The 15,988-nt window shown below is 71.8% G+C and carries 14 protein-coding genes; 11 read left to right on the forward strand and 3 right to left on the reverse strand.

The window, feature by feature from the left end; translation table 11 throughout:
* A partial coding sequence (locus E1292_RS12885; protein ID WP_165974503.1) for a TetR/AcrR family transcriptional regulator occupies positions 1-558 on the reverse strand: 558 nt, incomplete at its 3' end.
* Positions 559-684: 126 nt separating this feature from the next.
* Between E1292_RS12885 and E1292_RS12890 the strand changes: the two genes are divergently transcribed.
* The gene (locus E1292_RS12890; protein WP_132595370.1) at positions 685-1,710 is read left to right on the forward strand and encodes an NADP-dependent oxidoreductase; all 1,026 of its coding nucleotides are present in this window, start codon (positions 685-687) and stop codon (positions 1,708-1,710) included.
* Here the strand turns inward: E1292_RS12890 and E1292_RS12895 are convergent.
* The gene (locus tag E1292_RS12895) at positions 1,689-3,704 is read right to left on the reverse strand and encodes a CehA/McbA family metallohydrolase (protein ID WP_165974504.1); all 2,016 of its coding nucleotides are present in this window, start codon (positions 3,702-3,704) and stop codon (positions 1,689-1,691) included. The two genes, E1292_RS12890 and E1292_RS12895, sit on opposite strands and share 22 nt — an antisense overlap.
* A gap of 75 nt (positions 3,705-3,779) precedes the next feature.
* The gene (locus E1292_RS12900; protein ID WP_132595371.1) at positions 3,780-4,064 is read right to left on the reverse strand and encodes a HesB/YadR/YfhF-family protein; all 285 of its coding nucleotides are present in this window, start codon (positions 4,062-4,064) and stop codon (positions 3,780-3,782) included.
* Positions 4,065-4,189: 125 nt separating this feature from the next.
* On the opposite strand from E1292_RS12900, the gene E1292_RS12905 reads away from it, so the two are divergent.
* The 10 genes from E1292_RS12905 (at position 4,190) to E1292_RS12950 (ending at position 15,834) form a co-directional block, all read left to right on the forward strand.
* Positions 4,190-4,849, forward strand: a complete 660-nt coding sequence (locus E1292_RS12905; RefSeq protein WP_220446800.1) for an endonuclease — start codon at positions 4,190-4,192, stop codon at positions 4,847-4,849.
* A gap of 205 nt (positions 4,850-5,054) precedes the next feature.
* Complete coding sequence (locus E1292_RS12910; protein ID WP_132595372.1) at positions 5,055-5,828, forward strand: enoyl-CoA hydratase/isomerase family protein; 774 nt, start codon at positions 5,055-5,057, stop codon at positions 5,826-5,828.
* A 109-nt stretch (positions 5,829-5,937) separates the two neighbouring features.
* The gene (locus E1292_RS12915) at positions 5,938-6,351 is read left to right on the forward strand and encodes a hypothetical protein (RefSeq protein WP_132595373.1); all 414 of its coding nucleotides are present in this window, start codon (positions 5,938-5,940) and stop codon (positions 6,349-6,351) included.
* Entirely contained in the window at positions 6,348-7,547 is a 1,200-nt protein-coding gene (locus E1292_RS12920; RefSeq protein ID WP_246090086.1) for a DUF6395 domain-containing protein, read from the forward strand. The genes E1292_RS12915 and E1292_RS12920 overlap by 4 nt, the downstream gene beginning before the upstream one ends.
* 65 nt (positions 7,548-7,612) lie before the next feature.
* On the forward strand, positions 7,613-8,455 hold the full coding sequence (locus E1292_RS12925) for a M55 family metallopeptidase (RefSeq protein ID WP_132595375.1): 843 nt from the start codon (positions 7,613-7,615) through the stop codon (positions 8,453-8,455).
* A 66-nt stretch (positions 8,456-8,521) separates the two neighbouring features.
* A complete protein-coding gene (locus E1292_RS12930; RefSeq protein ID WP_246090087.1) occupies positions 8,522-10,072 on the forward strand; it encodes a flavin monoamine oxidase family protein in 1,551 nt (516 codons plus the stop codon).
* A 60-nt stretch (positions 10,073-10,132) separates the two neighbouring features.
* Positions 10,133-10,645 (forward strand): YbaK/EbsC family protein, encoded by a 513-nt coding sequence (locus tag E1292_RS12935; protein ID WP_132595376.1) that lies wholly within the window; start codon positions 10,133-10,135, stop codon positions 10,643-10,645.
* 131 nt (positions 10,646-10,776) lie between these two features.
* Entirely contained in the window at positions 10,777-12,756 is a 1,980-nt protein-coding gene (locus E1292_RS52635) for a serine/threonine-protein kinase (protein WP_220446801.1), read from the forward strand.
* A gap of 16 nt (positions 12,757-12,772) precedes the next feature.
* The gene (locus tag E1292_RS12945; RefSeq protein WP_132595377.1) at positions 12,773-14,584 is read left to right on the forward strand and encodes a serine/threonine-protein kinase; all 1,812 of its coding nucleotides are present in this window, start codon (positions 12,773-12,775) and stop codon (positions 14,582-14,584) included.
* A gap of 35 nt (positions 14,585-14,619) precedes the next feature.
* A complete protein-coding gene (locus E1292_RS12950) occupies positions 14,620-15,834 on the forward strand; it encodes a serine/threonine-protein kinase (RefSeq protein ID WP_132595378.1) in 1,215 nt (404 codons plus the stop codon).
* Positions 15,835-15,988: the final 154 nt, after the last annotated feature.

Below are 15,988 nucleotides of genomic sequence, written 5' to 3' on the forward strand. Positions count from 1 at the left end.
GGCGAGCACCAGGCGCACCGCCCGCTCCCGCAGCTCGTCACCCAGGGCGGCGGGCAGGGTGGGCAGCCCGCGGACGAGCAGGCCGACGACCCCCATGACGTCGCCCGTGCCGACGTCGGTGCGCAGCGCCCCCTCGTCGTGGGCGGCGCTCACGATCTGGTCGAGGACCTCCAGCAGGCGGACGCGGGCCTCGTTGATCTCGGGCGTGCCGGCCACGCGGTGCACCTGCGCCCCCGCGACCGAGATGAGCAGGTCGAGCCGTAGGTCGGCGCAGCCGCGCACGAACCGGCTGAGCGCGTCCCACGCCCAGGTCTCCTCCTCGCGTGCCTTCTGCGCGAGCGCGATCATGCGTTCGAGGGCGTCGGCCAGCACGGCGTGGATGAGGCTGTCGCGGTCGGGGAAGTGCCGGTAGAGCGTGCCCGCCCCCACACCGGCGAGCCGTGCGACCTCGTCCATCGCGGCGCCGGGGCCCTGCTCGGCGAACACCTCCCTGGCGGTGTCGATGATCAGCTCCCGGTTGCGTTGTGCGTCCGCTCTCAGTTGGCCCGGCGCGCGCATATCGGCTGGCCGCCTCTCGTGTGCTGGAGTGTGCTGGAGATCGCTTGACGTGGCTCTCCAAAGCAGCATAACGTCTGGAAAGCGGAGAAAATTTCTCCACATATAGCGCTGTGGGGGGTTGTGCCCATGATGAAAGCACTGGTCGCCCGGGACTACGGCCCGCCCGAATTGCTCCAGATCGAGGATCTGCCGATTCCCGAGCCGGGCCCTGGCCAGATTCTGGTGAAGGTCGCGGCGGCCTCGCTCAACGCCGCCGACCTGATGCTCACGAGCGGGGCCATCAGGGACAGCTTCGAGCTCCGCTTCCCCTGCGTCCCCGGCACCGACTTCGCGGGCACGGTCACCGGGCTCGGCCCCGGCGTGACCTCCTTCGCGACAGGCGACGAGGTGTTCGGCTTCGGCGCCCCGCCCTCGTACGCCGAGCGCTTCGGACTGGCCGCGGTCACCTCGGGCGCGCTCGCCGAATACGCGACTTTCCAGGCCGAGGGTCCCTACGTGGCCACGAGGCCGGAAGGGCTCGCGCCCGAGACCGCCGCGGCGCTGGCGAGCACCGGCATGAGCGCGGCGGCGGCCCTGGAGGACGGCGCGTTCCTGCCGGGCGAGCGGGTGCTGGTCATCGGCGCGACAGGCGGCATCGGGAGCGTCGCCGTGCCCCTGCTGGCCAAGGAGAAGCAGGCCGAGGTCATCGCCACCGCGATCCCCGGGCACGCCGGCTACGCGCGCGGGCTCGGCGCGTCCGCCACGATCGACTACCTGGCATACGACGTCGTCGAGGAGACCCTGCGCCTGCACCCCGGCGGCGTCGACGCCATCGTCAACCTGGTGCTCGACGGCGAGCGGCTCACCGAGGCGGTCAGGGCGCTCCGGCCCGGCGGCCGCCTGATCACCACGACGCTCGGCTCGCTCGGCCACGGCTCCCTGGGCAGGGACGACATCACCGTACGGGTCGTCAACGGCCCCCCCAGCCTGCGCCCCGGCACCTTCACCGCGCTCGCCGCCCGCGCGCTCGACGGTACCCTCGGCGACATGATCAGCCGCCGTTACGCGTTCGCCGAGGCCGGGCGGGCAATGCAGGACCTCGCCGCCGCCCGGCACACCCGCGGCAAATACGTCGTCAGGATGCCGGACGCTCAGGCCAGCCGCCCGCGGTAGACCTCCCTGGCCCGCTCGTACACCTCCAGGTGGTCGTCGAGCTGGTCCCCCGTATCGAACCTGCCGAACTCGCGCAGCAGCGCCTCCAGCCGGTCCAGCCACGCCAGGCACCACCGGACGTCCGCCTCCCTGGCCACGTGTGAGCCGGCGACGTCCACGTACACCGGGCTGGTGTGCGCGTGGACGCCGCGCCGGTGCAGGGTGCGCGGATGCGGCGGGCCGGTGGCGACGGCGACCACGTACGTCGGCTCGTCCGCCACCAGCGTCGCGGCCAACCGCCCCGGCGGCCCCTGCGCCAGCACGCCCTCGGCGGTGCGGATCTCCAGCCGCTCGACCTCGGGACCGATCGAGGTGACCACGATCTCCGCCCGCTGCCCGGGCGCCAGGTCCAGCGTGTCGCCCGGGCCATGCCCGTTGACGGCGAGCTCCAGCCACGGCCCGGTCGTGGCGAACGTGCGGCCGAGCAGGATCGCCTCGGCGTACGACTCGGCGGTCAGCGGGCCGGCCACGTTGGCGTACACCCGCTCCCATCCGGGCGGGCTCGACGCGGTCCCGCGGCGGCAGAACGACAACACCGCGTCCGTGCCGGCCGTGACCGCGAGCCTGTTGCCCGCGCCGACGAGCCGCCGGTAGACGGCCGCGGTGCCGGCGACGGAGGAGTGGTTGAGCACATCCAGGGCGTCGATCAGGCCCAGCGCCGCGTCCGCGACGATCTCCCTGGCCGAGCAGTTGCGCCTGCGGCCGAGCACCACGTCGGGCGGATCGCCCTCGCCGAACGCCGTGTGGAACGGATGCCCGTACCCGATCACCCCGCCGAGCGCCCGCAGCTCCTCGCACGCCACGGCGTTGGGCGGCCAGTCGGCCGTGCCCTGGAAGCCCGTGTGGCAGCGCTGTGGCGGCTCCTGGAGCCCGAACGCGGTGAGGTGCCCGACCAGGTCGTTCCGGTATTCGACGCCGATCCTGGCCAGATGCCTGGCGTCCGACCACGGCAGGTCCTGGCCCGCCCAGTGCGCCAGCGCCTCCAGGTCGTAGACCCGCTCGCTCGCCACGTTGCCCGCCACGAGATTGAGCACGTGCAGGTCCTCGCCGTGCTGCGCGGCCGCGGCCAGCTCGGGCGCGGCGGGCTCCTCGCCCATCCAGTTGAGGTGCACGTGCAGGTCGCCGCCGTACCAGCCGCGGGCGGCGGCGTCGTAGAGCCGCTCGGGAGCCAGCTCGACCAGCGCCTCCGCGCCCGCCTCCGGCGTGATCACGATCTCGGCCGACGCGTACTCCATCCCCCTGGCCACCGTCACCGTGAGCGGCTCGGCGGGCACCGCGACCACGAGATCGTCGCCATGAAAGTACGGTCTGCGCAGGGCGTCGACCTTGTGGGGAGCGCCCTCGGGATACCAGCCCTGGCCGTTCGCGCCCGTCACGCTCCACCGGCACGGAAACCCCGCCCGCACCCTGACCGCGGCCGGCGCCGCCCTGCGGCACAGCAGGGTCAGGTCCACCGGCCGGCCGTCGGCGGTGACGGACCCGCCGGTCCCGACCACCTTGGCGCCGCGTGGCGGCACTTCGTACGCGGTGCCGTCCACCACGACCGTGACGGGCTCGTCCCTGCTGGAGTCGAGGAGCAGCGACGTGCGGAACGGCCGGTCGTCCAGCACGACCTGCGTGATCGCTTCGAGCGTGACCCCGTCGGGGGTGAGCCGCAGCGCGGCGAGATTGTCCACGACGTCGCCGCCGAGCGCGTCACGCACCACCCGGTCGGCGTCGACCCCGCCGAGGAGGTCTTCGAGCCCGTCCTGGGGGAGCTCGGGATGGCGCTCGGCGAGCTGGCGCAGTCCGGCACCCCAGAAGTCGTACCGGGTGTAGAGGAAGACGGTGGTCCAGGCCTGGACGACGTACGTGAGGGGCGGCTCGCCCCAGCAGACACCGTGCGCGTCACGCAGCGCACGGTAGTCGGCCAGTGCGCGAGCCACCGGTTCGGGGAACAGCGGATCGTCACTCATCGGACACTCCCTGAATCGGACGCGTCGTCATCGTGACATGAATCGACCGCTACGTCCCCCGCGATGTACGTACGGTCAGGCGCGCCGGCCCAGGCTGAACGTCGGCTGTCCTGGAACGCTCTGCTGGGCGTCCAGCGCCTTGTCGTCCAGGATCGGCGCCGCGTCCTCCGACACGAAGACGCGTACGTCTCCCTTCTCCACGACCTGGTCGCCCGCGTACGGCGTGCTCACCAGGGTGACTTCGAGCGTTCCCGCCTCGTCGGTCTTCGGGGCGATGCGCAGGCCGGCGTCGGCGGGCACGTCCTCCCCGACCATGAGGTCGCGGATCGCCTCAACGGCATTGTCTGTCAGTGTCAGCACAACAGACTCCTTTCGCTCGCGGAACCTTCGCCTCCCCTCCGCCCTCCGCCCCAAACCCGGGCCGGCCTCCGCCGCGAGCCCGGCGGCCCGGCATGCCCGCAGGGGTCGCGGGTAGCGGGACGCTCATGACCAAGACCGACAAAGCCGTCATGGACGTGCTGCTCGACCGCTACGGCCGCACGTTCGCGAACGAGGCCGGAATCAAGCTGGCCGACCAGCCGAAACCGCTCTACCAACTGCTCGTCCTGGCCACCCTGCTCAGCGCGCGGATCTCGGCGGACGTGGCGGTGGCGGCCACCCGGGAGCTGTTCGCGGCCGGGTACTCCACGCCGAAGGCCATGCGGGAGGCGACCTGGCAGGACCGGGTGGACGCGCTGGGCCGCGGCCACTACCGCCGCTACGACGAGCGCACCGCCACCATGCTGGGCCAGGGGGCCGAACTGCTCCTCGACCGGTGGAAGGGCGACCTGCGCCGCCTGCGCGACGAGGCGGGCGGCGATCCGCGCGAAGTCGCCGGCATGCTGATGGAGCTCCCCGGCATCGGGCCGACCGGCGCGGACATCTTCCTGCGCGAGGCCCAGGCGGTCTGGCCCCAGGTCGCGCCGCACCTGGACAAGAAGGTGCTGGACGGCGCGGCCAACGTCGGGCTGCCGCGCCAGGAGCGCTCGCTGGCCCGGCTGGCCCGCTCCGGCGACGAGCTGGCCCGCCTGTCCGCCGCCCTCGTACGGGTGTCCCGCAGCAAGAGGACCGCCGAGGAGGTGAAGTCCGCGGCGGCGGCCCGCTGACGGTGGCGGCCCGGTGGCGGCCCGGTGGCGGCCCGGTGGCGGCCCGGCGGCGGCCCGGCGGTGGCGGAAGGGCCTGCGGAAGGGCGTGCGGAAGCCTGGCCGCGTCGAAGGTGGCGCGCGTCGGAGCCGGCCGTCGGGAGGACGGGGTGCGGATCGTGCGGGAAGGCGGCGGGGAGCGGGGGATCCGCTCTGTTAGGTTCGACGTATGGGTGAGTTTGTGAGCGTCGAGGTGGCCGACCAGATCGCCACGATCCGTCTTGACCGTCCGAAGATGAACGCCCTCAACGGCCAGGTCCAGCAGGAGATCGGCGAGGCCGCCGGCCTCGTCGACGCCGACCCGCAGGTGCAGGCGGTGATCATCTACGGAGGCGAGAAGGTCTTCGCGGCGGGCGCCGACATCAAGGAGATGGCCGACATGTCCTATGCCGACATGTCCACTCATTCCCGTATGCTTCAGGCCTGCTTCACCGCGGTCACCCGCATCGGCAAGCCGGTCATCGCCGCCATCACCGGCTACGCCCTGGGCGGCGGCTGCGAGCTCGCCCTCTGCGCCGACTTCCGGGTCGCCGGAGAGTCGGCCAAGCTGGGGCAGCCCGAGATCCTGCTCGGCATCATCCCCGGCGCGGGCGGCACCCAGCGCCTGCCCCGCCTGATCGGCCCGGCCCGGGCGAAAGATCTGATCTTCACGGGCCGCCACGTGCCCGCCTCCGAGGCCCTCGCGATGGGCCTGGTCGACCGGGTGGTGCCCGACGAGCAGGTCTACACCGCCGCCCTCGAATGGGCCGCCACCTTCGTCGGCGGCCCCACGATCGCGCTCCGCGCCGCCAAGCAGGCCGTTGACCAGGGGCTGGAGGTCGACCTCGACACCGGCCTCGAGATCGAGCGGCTGCAGTTCTCCGGCCTCTTCGCCACCGACGACGCCAAGATCGGCATGCGCGCGTTCGCCGAGAAGTCCAAGCCCAAATTCACCGGGCGGTAGCGCCCTTCCGGACATGTCACCGCAAACTGGGCGCGGCTGCCGAGGCGGCTGATAACCCATCGGTAGCTTCGTCCGTCCCAGCAGTGGTTTGCCACTATGGTGGCGTTTCATGATGCGCGTTCCCGTCCCTGTCCGGCTGCGCAAGGCCGTGCGTACGTGGTTCGACTCCCGTTACATCTCCATCGCCGATCATCGCCAGGACATCAGGGACGCGCTCTGGGAGGTCCAGACCCTGCGGCGGGAGATGGCGACCCTCCAGGGCGAGGTGGAGCGGCTGCGGAACGCACGCCCGCCCGCGGCCGGCGACAAGGCCGGCGACAAGGCCGGCGACGCCCACCGGCTCGCCCAGGAGACGGCCAAGGCGCTGGACGGCGTGCTGCAGAACGAGGTGCTCGTCTGGCAGGCCATCGACGACCTGCGCACCCGCCTGTCCGGGGGAGAGGCCCCCGTGGGAGACCAGGCGACCGGCCGGCCGGCGGACGAGCGGGCACGGGGGCGTTCCGAGGAGCAGCCGTGCGCGTGACCTGGATTGGCGCGGATCTGACGTTCCGCCTCGACCCGGACGACGAGATCACCGGCAAGGCCTCCGACGAGCATCCCATCAAGCTCGCCATCAACTCCTGCTCCGTCGGCGGCGTCCCTGAGGACGCCCACCCCGACCTCTTCGCCCTCGCCGCCTGGACGGTCGTGGCGCCGTGGACCCGCCGCCGCGTCTCCTTCGACCGGGCCGTATCGGCGGAGCTGGCCGAGGCCCTGCACGCCGGCTGGGGGATCGAGGCGGGCCCCGTGGGGGCGGAGCCGCGCCGGCCAGGGGCTAGGCTCGCGATCTCGTACAGCGGCGGCGCGGACTCCGTCGCGGCGGCCGCCATGTACCCGGAGGCGCCGTTCGTTCACTTCCGGCGTGTGCCGCACCCGCGGGTCCCCAACCGCTGGCCCCACTACCGGTCCGACGTGCTGGCCAGGCTCGCCGAGCGGACGGGCCGCGAGCTGTCCACGGTCACCTCCGACCTGGAGTACACCCTCGCCGAGCCGCGTCCCGGCTATCCGGAGCACCACGCGGTGGCGGTGGGGGCGCTGCTCCTGGCCGACCAGCTGAACCTCGGCGGGCTGGCCTTCGGCTATGAACTCGGTTCACGCTGGCTCGGCGGGGATCGCTACGTGTTGCGCTACACGCCTGACAACCCCATGTGGGCACCGAACGGCAGATGGGGCAGGTTATTCGCGGCGGCGGGCGTGCACATCGTGCTGCCCGTGGGCGGCGTGAGCGAGGCGGTCACCATGCGCCTGGCCCTCGGCTCCGATCTGAAGAAGTACGTGCGCTGGTGCCTGCGCGGCACCGACGGGCCGTGCCGCGTCTGCGGCAAGTGCCTCTACAAGGAGCTCATCCAGGCCGCCGTCGAGCGCCGCCCGCTCGACACCCCCATGACCGCCAGGCACCGCGCCGCGCAGTCGTGGCTCAAGAAGCCGCCCTACGGCGGCCAGGAGATGGTCGAGTACGGGCTGGCGCGCGTCCCCGGGATCGAGCACACCCTCTTCGCCGGGGTGCTCGACTACTTCGACGCCACGGAGGAGTCCACGAGCTGGCTGGACCACTGCTACCCGCCGGCCCTCGACGAGATCCCGGCCCCGTGGCGTGCCGAGGCGGCCTCGTACATCGAGGAGAACGTCGGGCTCATGACGGAGGATGAGGTGCGGCGGGTGGAGACCTGGGGTTCCTGACGACACCGTCACAGCGTTACGGCGGGTGGCCGGGCAGGCGTGGAAGCGATGAAGGAGCAAGGCACGTGAAGGTCTATCTGTCGGTGGACATGGAGGGCGTCACAGGGTTGACGGACCCCGAGGAGATGCACGCGGGCAAGCGCGGCTACGAGCGCGGCTGCGAGCTGATGACCGCCGACGCCAACGCCGCCGTCGAGGGCGCGTTCGACGCGGGGGCGGTCAGCGTGCTGGTCAACGACGCCCACGGGTCCACCAAGAACCTCCGGATCGACCTGCTCGATCCCCGGGCCAGCCTCATCCGGGGGCCGGGCAAGGCCCAGCGGATGGCGCAGGGGCTCGACGGGTCGTTCCAGGCCGCCTGCTTCGTGGGCTATCACGCCCGCGCCGGCGTGCAGGACGGCGTGCTGAACCACACCTGGATGGGCAAGGAGATCCAGAACGTCCACCTCAACGGCGAGCTGTGCGGGGAGACCCGGCTCGTCGCCGCGTGCGCCGGGTTCCACGGGGTGCCGGTCGCGGTGGTGACGGGGGACGAGGCCGTCGGCGAGGAGGCGCGCGAGCTGCTCGGCGACGTCGAGACGGTCGCGGTGAAGAAGGGGATCGACAAGTTCTCGGCCGAGCTGTTGCCGCCGAGCGTCGCCCAGGCAAGGATCCGTGAGGCCACGGCGCGGGCGCTCGGCAGGTTGAGCGACTTCACGCCGTATGAGGTGGCGGCGCCGTACACGCTCGGCGTGGAGTGGAACTCCACCGCCATCGCCGCCGCTGTGGCGCTCATCCCCGGCGTGAAGTCGGCGGGGTCGCGTCACACGGAGTTCACCACCGACGACTTCACCCAGATCATGGCGCTGTTCGGGATCTTCGCCACCATCGGCGGCCAGGTCGCCTGCGGCAGCGGTCCGTACGGCTGAGATGACGGGTGACAGGGCGTGGGGATGACGGTGAGAGCCCGGGAACGGGTGTAGGGGGCGGGTGACGTGGAAGGCGCGGCGCTGACCCGGCGCGGGCTGCTCGTCGGGATCGGCGCGGTGGGCGGCGCCGGCGCCATGTACGCGGCCATGGGCGCGTTAGGGCTGGCGCCCTCGGAGCAGTCCAAGGATTACGTGGCGCCCAGGCCGGGCGACTTCACCCTGCGCGGCAAGGGCACGGCCAAGGTCGTGATCATCGGCGCGGGGGTGGCGGGGCTGACGGCGGCGTACGAGCTGGGCAAGGCCGGTTATGAGTGCACGCTGCTGGAGGCCAGGGAGAAGGCCGGCGGGCGGAACCTCACGCTGCGCGGTGGCGACCGCCTCGGCGAGCTGAACGGCCCGGCGCAGGAGGTGACGCTCGGCGAGGGCGTCTACTTCAACGCGGGCCCCGCCAGGATCGCCCCGTGGATGGTGACCCTCGACTACTGCCGCGAGCTGGGCATCCCGATCGAGACCTTCATCAACGACAACGCCGCCGCGTATGTGCACACCAGCGGCCGGACGATGCGGGCGCGGACCGCCCGAGCCGACATGTATGGATATGTCGCGGAAATGTTGGCGAAGGCCACAAATGTCGGTGCGCTGGACAAGGCCATCACCAAGGACGACCAGGAACGCCTGCTCGATTTCCTCAGAAGGTTCGGTGACCTGGGCCCCAGGCTGGAATACGAAGGATCGTCGCGCCGCGGTTTCACGAAATTCCCGGCAATAGACGGTGGTGTCCTCCTCGATGCCCCCGGCTCCCTCCACCAGATCCTCGCCGCGGGCACCGGCCGCGCCATCACCAACAACTTCGGCTTCGACCAGGCCACCCCCATGTTCCAGCCCGTCGGCGGCATGGACGCGATCGTCACCAGGCTGGTGGAGGCGGTGGGCGAGGACAACATCACGACGGGCGCCAAGGTCACCAAGATCACCACTCTGGACGACGGCGTCGAGGTCGTCTGGACCGGCGGCAGCGTCAAGGCCGACTACTGCGTCGCCGCCCTCCCGCCGCACATCCTCGCCAAGATCCCGCACAATCTCGGAGCCCAGGTCACCACGGCGCTCAAGACGCCGGTCCCGGTCGCCGCGGGAAAGATCGGCCTGGAGTACGGCAGGCGCTGGTGGGAGCTGGAGGACCACATCTACGGCGGCGTGACGGAGACGGACCTCGACATCACCCACATCTGGTACCCGTCTCACGACTACCACGCCGAACGCGGCCTCCTGGTCGGCTACTACAACACCGAGCGCGACGCCGAGCTGTACGCGGCACTCACCCCCGACGACCGCAGGCGCAGGGCGCTCACCCAGGGCAAGAAGATCCACGGCGAGAAGTACCGCCAGAACCTCCTGTCCAGCGTCTCCATCGCGTGGGATCGCCAGGAGCACATCCAGGGCGGCTGGGTGCGCTGGCCGTCCTTTGATTCGTCCTTCACTTTTCTGCAACGCCCCGCCGGAAGGGTTTACTTCGCGGGCGACTGGCTCACCCATCTGATCGCCTGGCAGGCGGGGGCCATGGAGTCCGCCCGCGTCGCCGTCACGCTGCTGCACCAGCGGGTGCTGCAGTCCCCGTGACGTCGCACGCTGCTCCGACGCCCGGGTTAGGGTCCAAGGGGAAGCGATCGAGGAGATGGGATGAGTTTGCACTGGGTGCCCGCGACCGAACGGATCGAGCTTCTCGCTGATCCGGTGGCGCGGGCCGTTCCGCACGTGGAGGGCGTCGAAGTGGCCGGGATCGACCCCGATCTGGCCGACACGGCGGCGTTCTGCGAGCGCTACTCCGTGCGGCTCGACGAGTCGGCCAACTGCGTGGTCGTGGCGGCGAAACGAGGCGGCGAGATCCGCTACGCCGCCTGCATGGTGCTCGCGACGATGCGGGCGGACGTGAACGGCGTCGTGCGCAGGCATCTCGACGCCAGGAAGGCGAGTTTCGCGCCGATGGCCGACGCGGTCGAGCTGACCGGTATGGAATACGGCGGCATCACGCCGCTGGGGCTGCCGGAGGACTGGCCGATCCTGGTGGACACGCACGTCGCGGAGCACCCGAGGGTGGTGATCGGAAGCGGTGTGCGCAGGTCGAAGCTGGCCGTCTCCGGGGCCCAGCTGGCCGGGCTGAAGGGGGCCGAGGTTCTCCCGCTGGCCGGCTGACACAAACTGAAGCCGATTCGAGACCGTTGGATGGGAAACCGATGAGCCCTTTCCGGACGTTGTACGAGTGGGAATGTGGCCTCATGGTTCATCTCGTGGGCGGGGACTAAGCCGATATGGTGCTTCATGCCATGAACGATGACCGACTCGGCCCTTACCGGTTGCTCAGGCGGCTCGGTGAAGGCGGGATGGGCGTTGTCCACCTCGCTGCCGACCCGCAGGGGCGCCAGGTGGCGGTCAAGGTCCTGCGCGGAGAGGTCGCCGGCGACGAGGTCGCCAGGCGGCGGCTTTCGCGCGAGGTCGAGACCATGCGCAGGGTGCGGAGCAGATACATCGCCGAGGTGCTCGACGCCGACGTGACCGGCCATCGCCCCTACATCGTCACCCGCTACGTGCCCGGCCGTCCCCTCGACGAGATCGTCAAGGACGACGGCCCGCTCGACCTGCCCGCGCTGGTCAAGGTCGCGCACGGGGTGGCGTCGGCGCTGGCCGTCGTGCACTCGGTGGGCGTGATCCACCGCGACCTCAAGCCGGGCAACGTGCTGATCCTCGACGGCGAGCCCGTGCTGATCGACTTCGGCATCGCGCAGGCGGTCGACGCGACGCGGCTGACGCAGACCGGCATGTTCATCGGCACGCCCGGCTATCTCGCGCCCGAGATCATCGAGGGTCAGGAGGCCGGCCCCGAGGTCGACGTCCACGCGTGGGCGGGCACGCTGCTGTTCGCCGCGACCGGCCAGCCGCCCTTCGGCAAGGGCACGCTGGAGATGGTCTTCTACAACATCACGGCGGGCAAGGCCGACATCAGCGCCGCCCCGGCGACGTTGCAGCCGCTGCTCAAGTCGGCCTTCCAGCGCAATCCGGCCAAGCGCCCCAAGGCGGCCGACCTGGCCGAGCAGACCGCCAGGATGTTGCCCCAGCCGCCGCGGGGCGGCGAGCCCGACGAGCTCTCCACCGTGCCGCGGCCCGGCACGTCCCCGGCCAGCCTTCCGGTGCCGCCGCCCGCGGCCGACAAGCCGCCCCACGACGTGTCCACGCCACCGGTGACGCCACGGCGGCTGCTGGAGAGCCAGGACCACCCCAACCCGCCACCGCAAGATCAGCAGTACGTCTCGCTGCTGCCCAACCAGCCCGACCCCTGGCCGACCCGCAGGGTGTCGCCGGAGGAGCTGCGCAGGATCCAGCGTGAGAGCGGGGTTTCGCAGCCCTGGCAGGCGCAGCCGGGCGCCCACAACGTGCCGCCGGGCGAGGCCGACGTGCCCACGAGGCGGGTGCGGCCCGACTCACCCGAGTTCCGCGGGCTCACCGCCGGCCCGCCCGCCGACGCCAGGCCCGGCACGGGTCCCGGCGGAGGGGCGGGTCCTGGCCGGTCCGGGCCCGGCCACGACTACGCCAGGCAGCCGCCCACGCCGGCGCAGCCGCCTCCCTACATCCCGGCGCAGCAGCACTACCAGCCCGGCCCCACGAAGCGTGAGCCCTTCATTCCGGCCGTGTCTCCTGGCAACGTGCTGCAGCGTTCCAGGGCCTACGGCGTGGCGAGCGCCATGCTGCTCGTTCTCATGATCGTGGCGGCCGTGCTCGCGCCCGTGCTGGTGGCGGTCCTGGCGATCCCGGTCGCGGTGGTGCTGCGGGCGGCCGACCTGGCGCAGCCCGCGCTGATGGCGCGCCGTGCCGCGGGCGCGGCGGCGCTCGACGTGGTCAGGGTGCTCTCCTACCCCAAAGAACTCGCCAAATCGGCGGGCATCACGCTCGCCCTGCTGCTCTACGCCGTCATCCTGGGATTGCCGGTGACGCTGCTGCTCACCGTGGTCGCCCGGATGGACCCGTCCTACGCCCTGGCGTGGGGCGCCGCGATCGCCCTGTGGACCGTCTGCGCGGGTCCAGGGGTGGAGGGCCCGGGCAAGCAGATGCGCAGAACGCTCTCATCGCTCGTACCCTCGAGAACAGCGGCGATGGTGATGGCTGGAGTTCTCGCGGCGGGTGCCGCGCTCTCGCTGATCCTCGCTTACGGCACGTTCGGGGACAAGCCAAGGGGGGCCGTATGGACTCCGCTGAACGTCGATCCAGTGGTGGAGCAGCTCGAAAGTCTGAGGGGGAATTCCGGAGGATGACGCGGGGAAGGTGGCGATGAACACCCAGGCACCAGAGCGCCTCGGCCCTTACCGGCTGGTCAGGAAGATCGGCGAAGGCGGCATGGGGGTCGTCCACCTCGGTCTCGACGGTGACGGCCGCGAGGTCGCGATCAAGGTGCTCCATCCGCACGTGGCCGCCGACCTCAAGGCACGCGACCGGCTGACCCGCGAGGTCGAGACCATGCGCCGGGTGCGCAGCCCGCACGTGGCCGAGGTGATCGACGCCGAGCTCGTCGGCGGCCAGCCCTATGTCGTCACCCGCTTCGCGCCCGGCCGCACGCTGGAGGACACCGTCCTGGCCGAGGGGCCCCTGGAGGCGCGCGACCTCATCAGGCTGGCCCAGGGGCTCTGCAGGGCGCTGGTGGCCATCCACGCGGCCGACGTGATCCACCGCGACTTCAAGCCGTCCAACGTGATGCTCGTCGACGGTGAGCCGCTGGTCATCGACTTCGGCATCGCCCACCTGGTGAACGCCACCAGGCTCACCCAGACCGGCATGTTCGTCGGCACGCCAGGCTATCTCGCGCCCGAGATCATCCGCGACTCCGAGATCACCCAGGCGGCCGACGTGCACGCGATGGCCTCGACGGTGTTCTTCGCCGCGACGGGGGCGCCGCCGTTCGGCACGGGCACGTTCGAGGCGGTCTGCTTCAACATCATGGAAGGGCGGGCGCAGATCGACAAGGCGCCCGCGTGGTTGCGCGGCTGGCTCACCCGCGCGCTGCAGGTCGACCCGTCGGCCCGGCCCGACGCGCGCGAGCTGCTGCGGACGGCCAAGGCGCTCGACCCGTCGGTGACCGCGTTCAACGAGGCCTCGTTCGACGGCCCCACGGGCACCAAGCGCATGGGCGACCGCACACGGACCATGGACACGTTCTCCGATCTGCTGCCGCCGGTCGACTACGGCGCGCCGCCGGCGCCCCAGCGGCGCGCGGAGCCGTCCCCGCGGCGTGCGGAGGCGCCGCCGCGACGTGACGAGCGGCCGCCGCCCTACGTGCCCGCGCCGATTTCCGCCAGGCCGCCCGCGCAGCGTGCCGACCAGCACGTGGCGGGCTACGCCGCGCCGCGGCCCACCTCTCCGGCGCAGGTCAGGCCCTACACGCCGCCGCCCGAGCCGCGGAAGTACACGCCGCCGTCCGAGCGGAAGAGATATCTCTTCGGCAGCCAGTTCGTGGGGCTGCTCATGCTCGTCACCCTGGTCGCGCTGACCGTGATGATGCCGGTCATGGTGGGTGCGATCGCCGTCGTGATCGTGCTGGTGCTGCGCATCGGCGAATACCTCTTCGGCGACCTGGTCAAGCGGCGCCAGGTGCGGGGGAGCAGCGCGGCCGACCCGTGGCTCGTGGTGGTGGGCACGCCGTGGGCGCTGGTCAAGTCCGCGCTCGTGTCGGCGGTGCACGTGCCGCTGGCGCTGCTGTTCGGCGTGTGCGTCTGGGGCCTGCTCCACTGGGTCGGCCAGATGAGCGTCAACGTGGCGGCGTCCTACGCCGCGGGCGCGTTCGCGGCGGGCCTGTTCGTGCTGCCCGGCGGCGCCGCGCCGCGCAAGGCCGTCACCCGCACGCTCACCGGCGTGCTGCGCAGCCCGGGAGCCGCGCTGGTCGCGGTCGTGCTGATGGGCACGGCGGCGTTGTTCGCGGTGATGTTCGCGCTGGGCCAGGACGCGGTGTGGACACCGTGGCGGGCGCCGGAGACCGTGATCGAGGACCTGGCGAGCGACGCCAGGCAGACCACGGTCGGCCTGATCACCGGGTTGATCGACAGCTTGCTCGACGGGCTCGGGCTGGGGTTCCTGACTCCCTGGAACTGAGTGTCCCCGCGGGCTCTCAAGGGGAGAGAAGAAGTATGGGCGACAGGCTCGGTCCGTATGAGCTCCTCTCCCGGCTCGGGGCCGGTGGGTTCGGCGAGGTGCACCTGGCGCTCGACGCCGAGGGCCGCACGGTCGCCGTCAAGGTGCTGCATCCGCATGTCGCGGCCGACGGCGGCGCGCTGGCCAGGCTGGCGCGCGAGGTCGAGACCATGCGCAGGGTCGGCGGGCCGCACGTGGCCGAGGTGCTTGACGCCTCGCTCGAGGGAGCCCGCCCCTACCTGGTGACCCGTTACGTCCAGGGCCGGCCGCTCAGCTCGGTGCCCGTGCCCGTCGCCGACCTTCGCCGGCTGGCCGGCGGGCTGGCCGACGCGCTGCTCGCCATGCACGAGTCGGGCGTGGTGCACCGCGATCTCAAACCGGCCAACGTGATGATGACCGAGGGCGAGCCGGTCGTCATCGACTTCGGCATCGCCAGCGCCCTCGACTCGCTGTCCGTCACGGCCTCGGGCGCCGTGGTGGGCACGCCCGGCTATCTCGCCCCCGAGGTGCTGGAGGGCAAGAACGCGGGTTCTGAGACCGACGTGTTCTCCTTCGGCGCCACGCTGGCCTACGCGGCGACCGGGCGGCAGCCGTACGGGCAGGGTCCCGCGTCGGCGGTCGCCTACCGGGTCGTGCACCACGCGCCCGACCTGAAGGGCGTGCCCGGCTGGCTGGAGCCGCTGTTGATCGAGTGCCTGTCCACCGATCCCGCTGCGCGGCCGACGGCCGCGCAGATCTGTGCCAGGCTCGATGTGGCGCCCGTCTCCCATGTGCCCCGCCTCCCCGGCCGTCCGGCACGTACGCGCTCGGACGCCGATGACACGAGCACGAGGGAGTGGCGGCCGGGCAAGGAGCGCCATCAGCGGTCGGCGGAGGAGTCGAGGGCGCGGCACAGGGAGAAGGTGCGCAGGCGGTGGATGATCGGCTCCGGGCTGTTCGTGGCGCTGCTGGCCGCCGCCGCCCAGGAGACGCTGCCCGAGGTGGCGCTCTTCCTGCTGGCCGCGTACGCGCTGGGTGTGGTGTCCGACGCGGGGGTGGCGCTCTTCTCGCGCGCCCTCTACCGGCGGCGCCGCGTCGTCACGGATATGGTCAGTGTGGCGGGGACGGTCGGGCTCTGTTTCGGGCTGGCGGCGGTGTTCAGCACGTTCACCCTGGCCTTGTTCGCGGGCACGGCCCTGGTGGTGGGGATCGTGTTCCTGCTGTCGGCCTGATCCCCGCCGCGCGCAGGGGTGGGAGGCAGCAACAGAATGAAGTTCGGTATGGTGGAGCCGGCGGGACCCTCCCGCCGGCCGCCCCCACCCGGCGGTTGCACACCGACTACTCATGGGTAACATAACGCCAGACCATGGCACACCCTCTGTCGGG

The sequence above is a fragment of the Nonomuraea deserti genome (assembly GCF_004348685.1).
Lineage (GTDB): Bacteria > Actinomycetota > Actinomycetes > Streptosporangiales > Streptosporangiaceae > Nonomuraea > Nonomuraea deserti.

Coding starts and splice junctions, on each gene's coding strand:
- E1292_RS12890 (WP_132595370.1), top strand. CDS start 685: ATGATGAAAGCACTGGTCGCCCGGGACTACGGCCCGCCCGAATTGCTC.
- E1292_RS12895 (WP_165974504.1), bottom strand. CDS start 3,704: ATGAGTGACGATCCGCTGTTCCCCGAACCGGTGGCTCGCGCACTGGCC.
- E1292_RS12905 (WP_220446800.1), top strand. CDS start 4,190: ATGACCAAGACCGACAAAGCCGTCATGGACGTGCTGCTCGACCGCTAC.
- E1292_RS12910 (WP_132595372.1), top strand. CDS start 5,055: ATGGGTGAGTTTGTGAGCGTCGAGGTGGCCGACCAGATCGCCACGATC.
- E1292_RS12915 (WP_132595373.1), top strand. CDS start 5,938: ATGATGCGCGTTCCCGTCCCTGTCCGGCTGCGCAAGGCCGTGCGTACG.
- E1292_RS12935 (WP_132595376.1), top strand. CDS start 10,133: ATGAGTTTGCACTGGGTGCCCGCGACCGAACGGATCGAGCTTCTCGCT.
- E1292_RS52635 (WP_220446801.1), top strand. CDS start 10,777: ATGAACGATGACCGACTCGGCCCTTACCGGTTGCTCAGGCGGCTCGGT.
- E1292_RS12945 (WP_132595377.1), top strand. CDS start 12,773: ATGAACACCCAGGCACCAGAGCGCCTCGGCCCTTACCGGCTGGTCAGG.
- E1292_RS12950 (WP_132595378.1), top strand. CDS start 14,620: ATGGGCGACAGGCTCGGTCCGTATGAGCTCCTCTCCCGGCTCGGGGCC.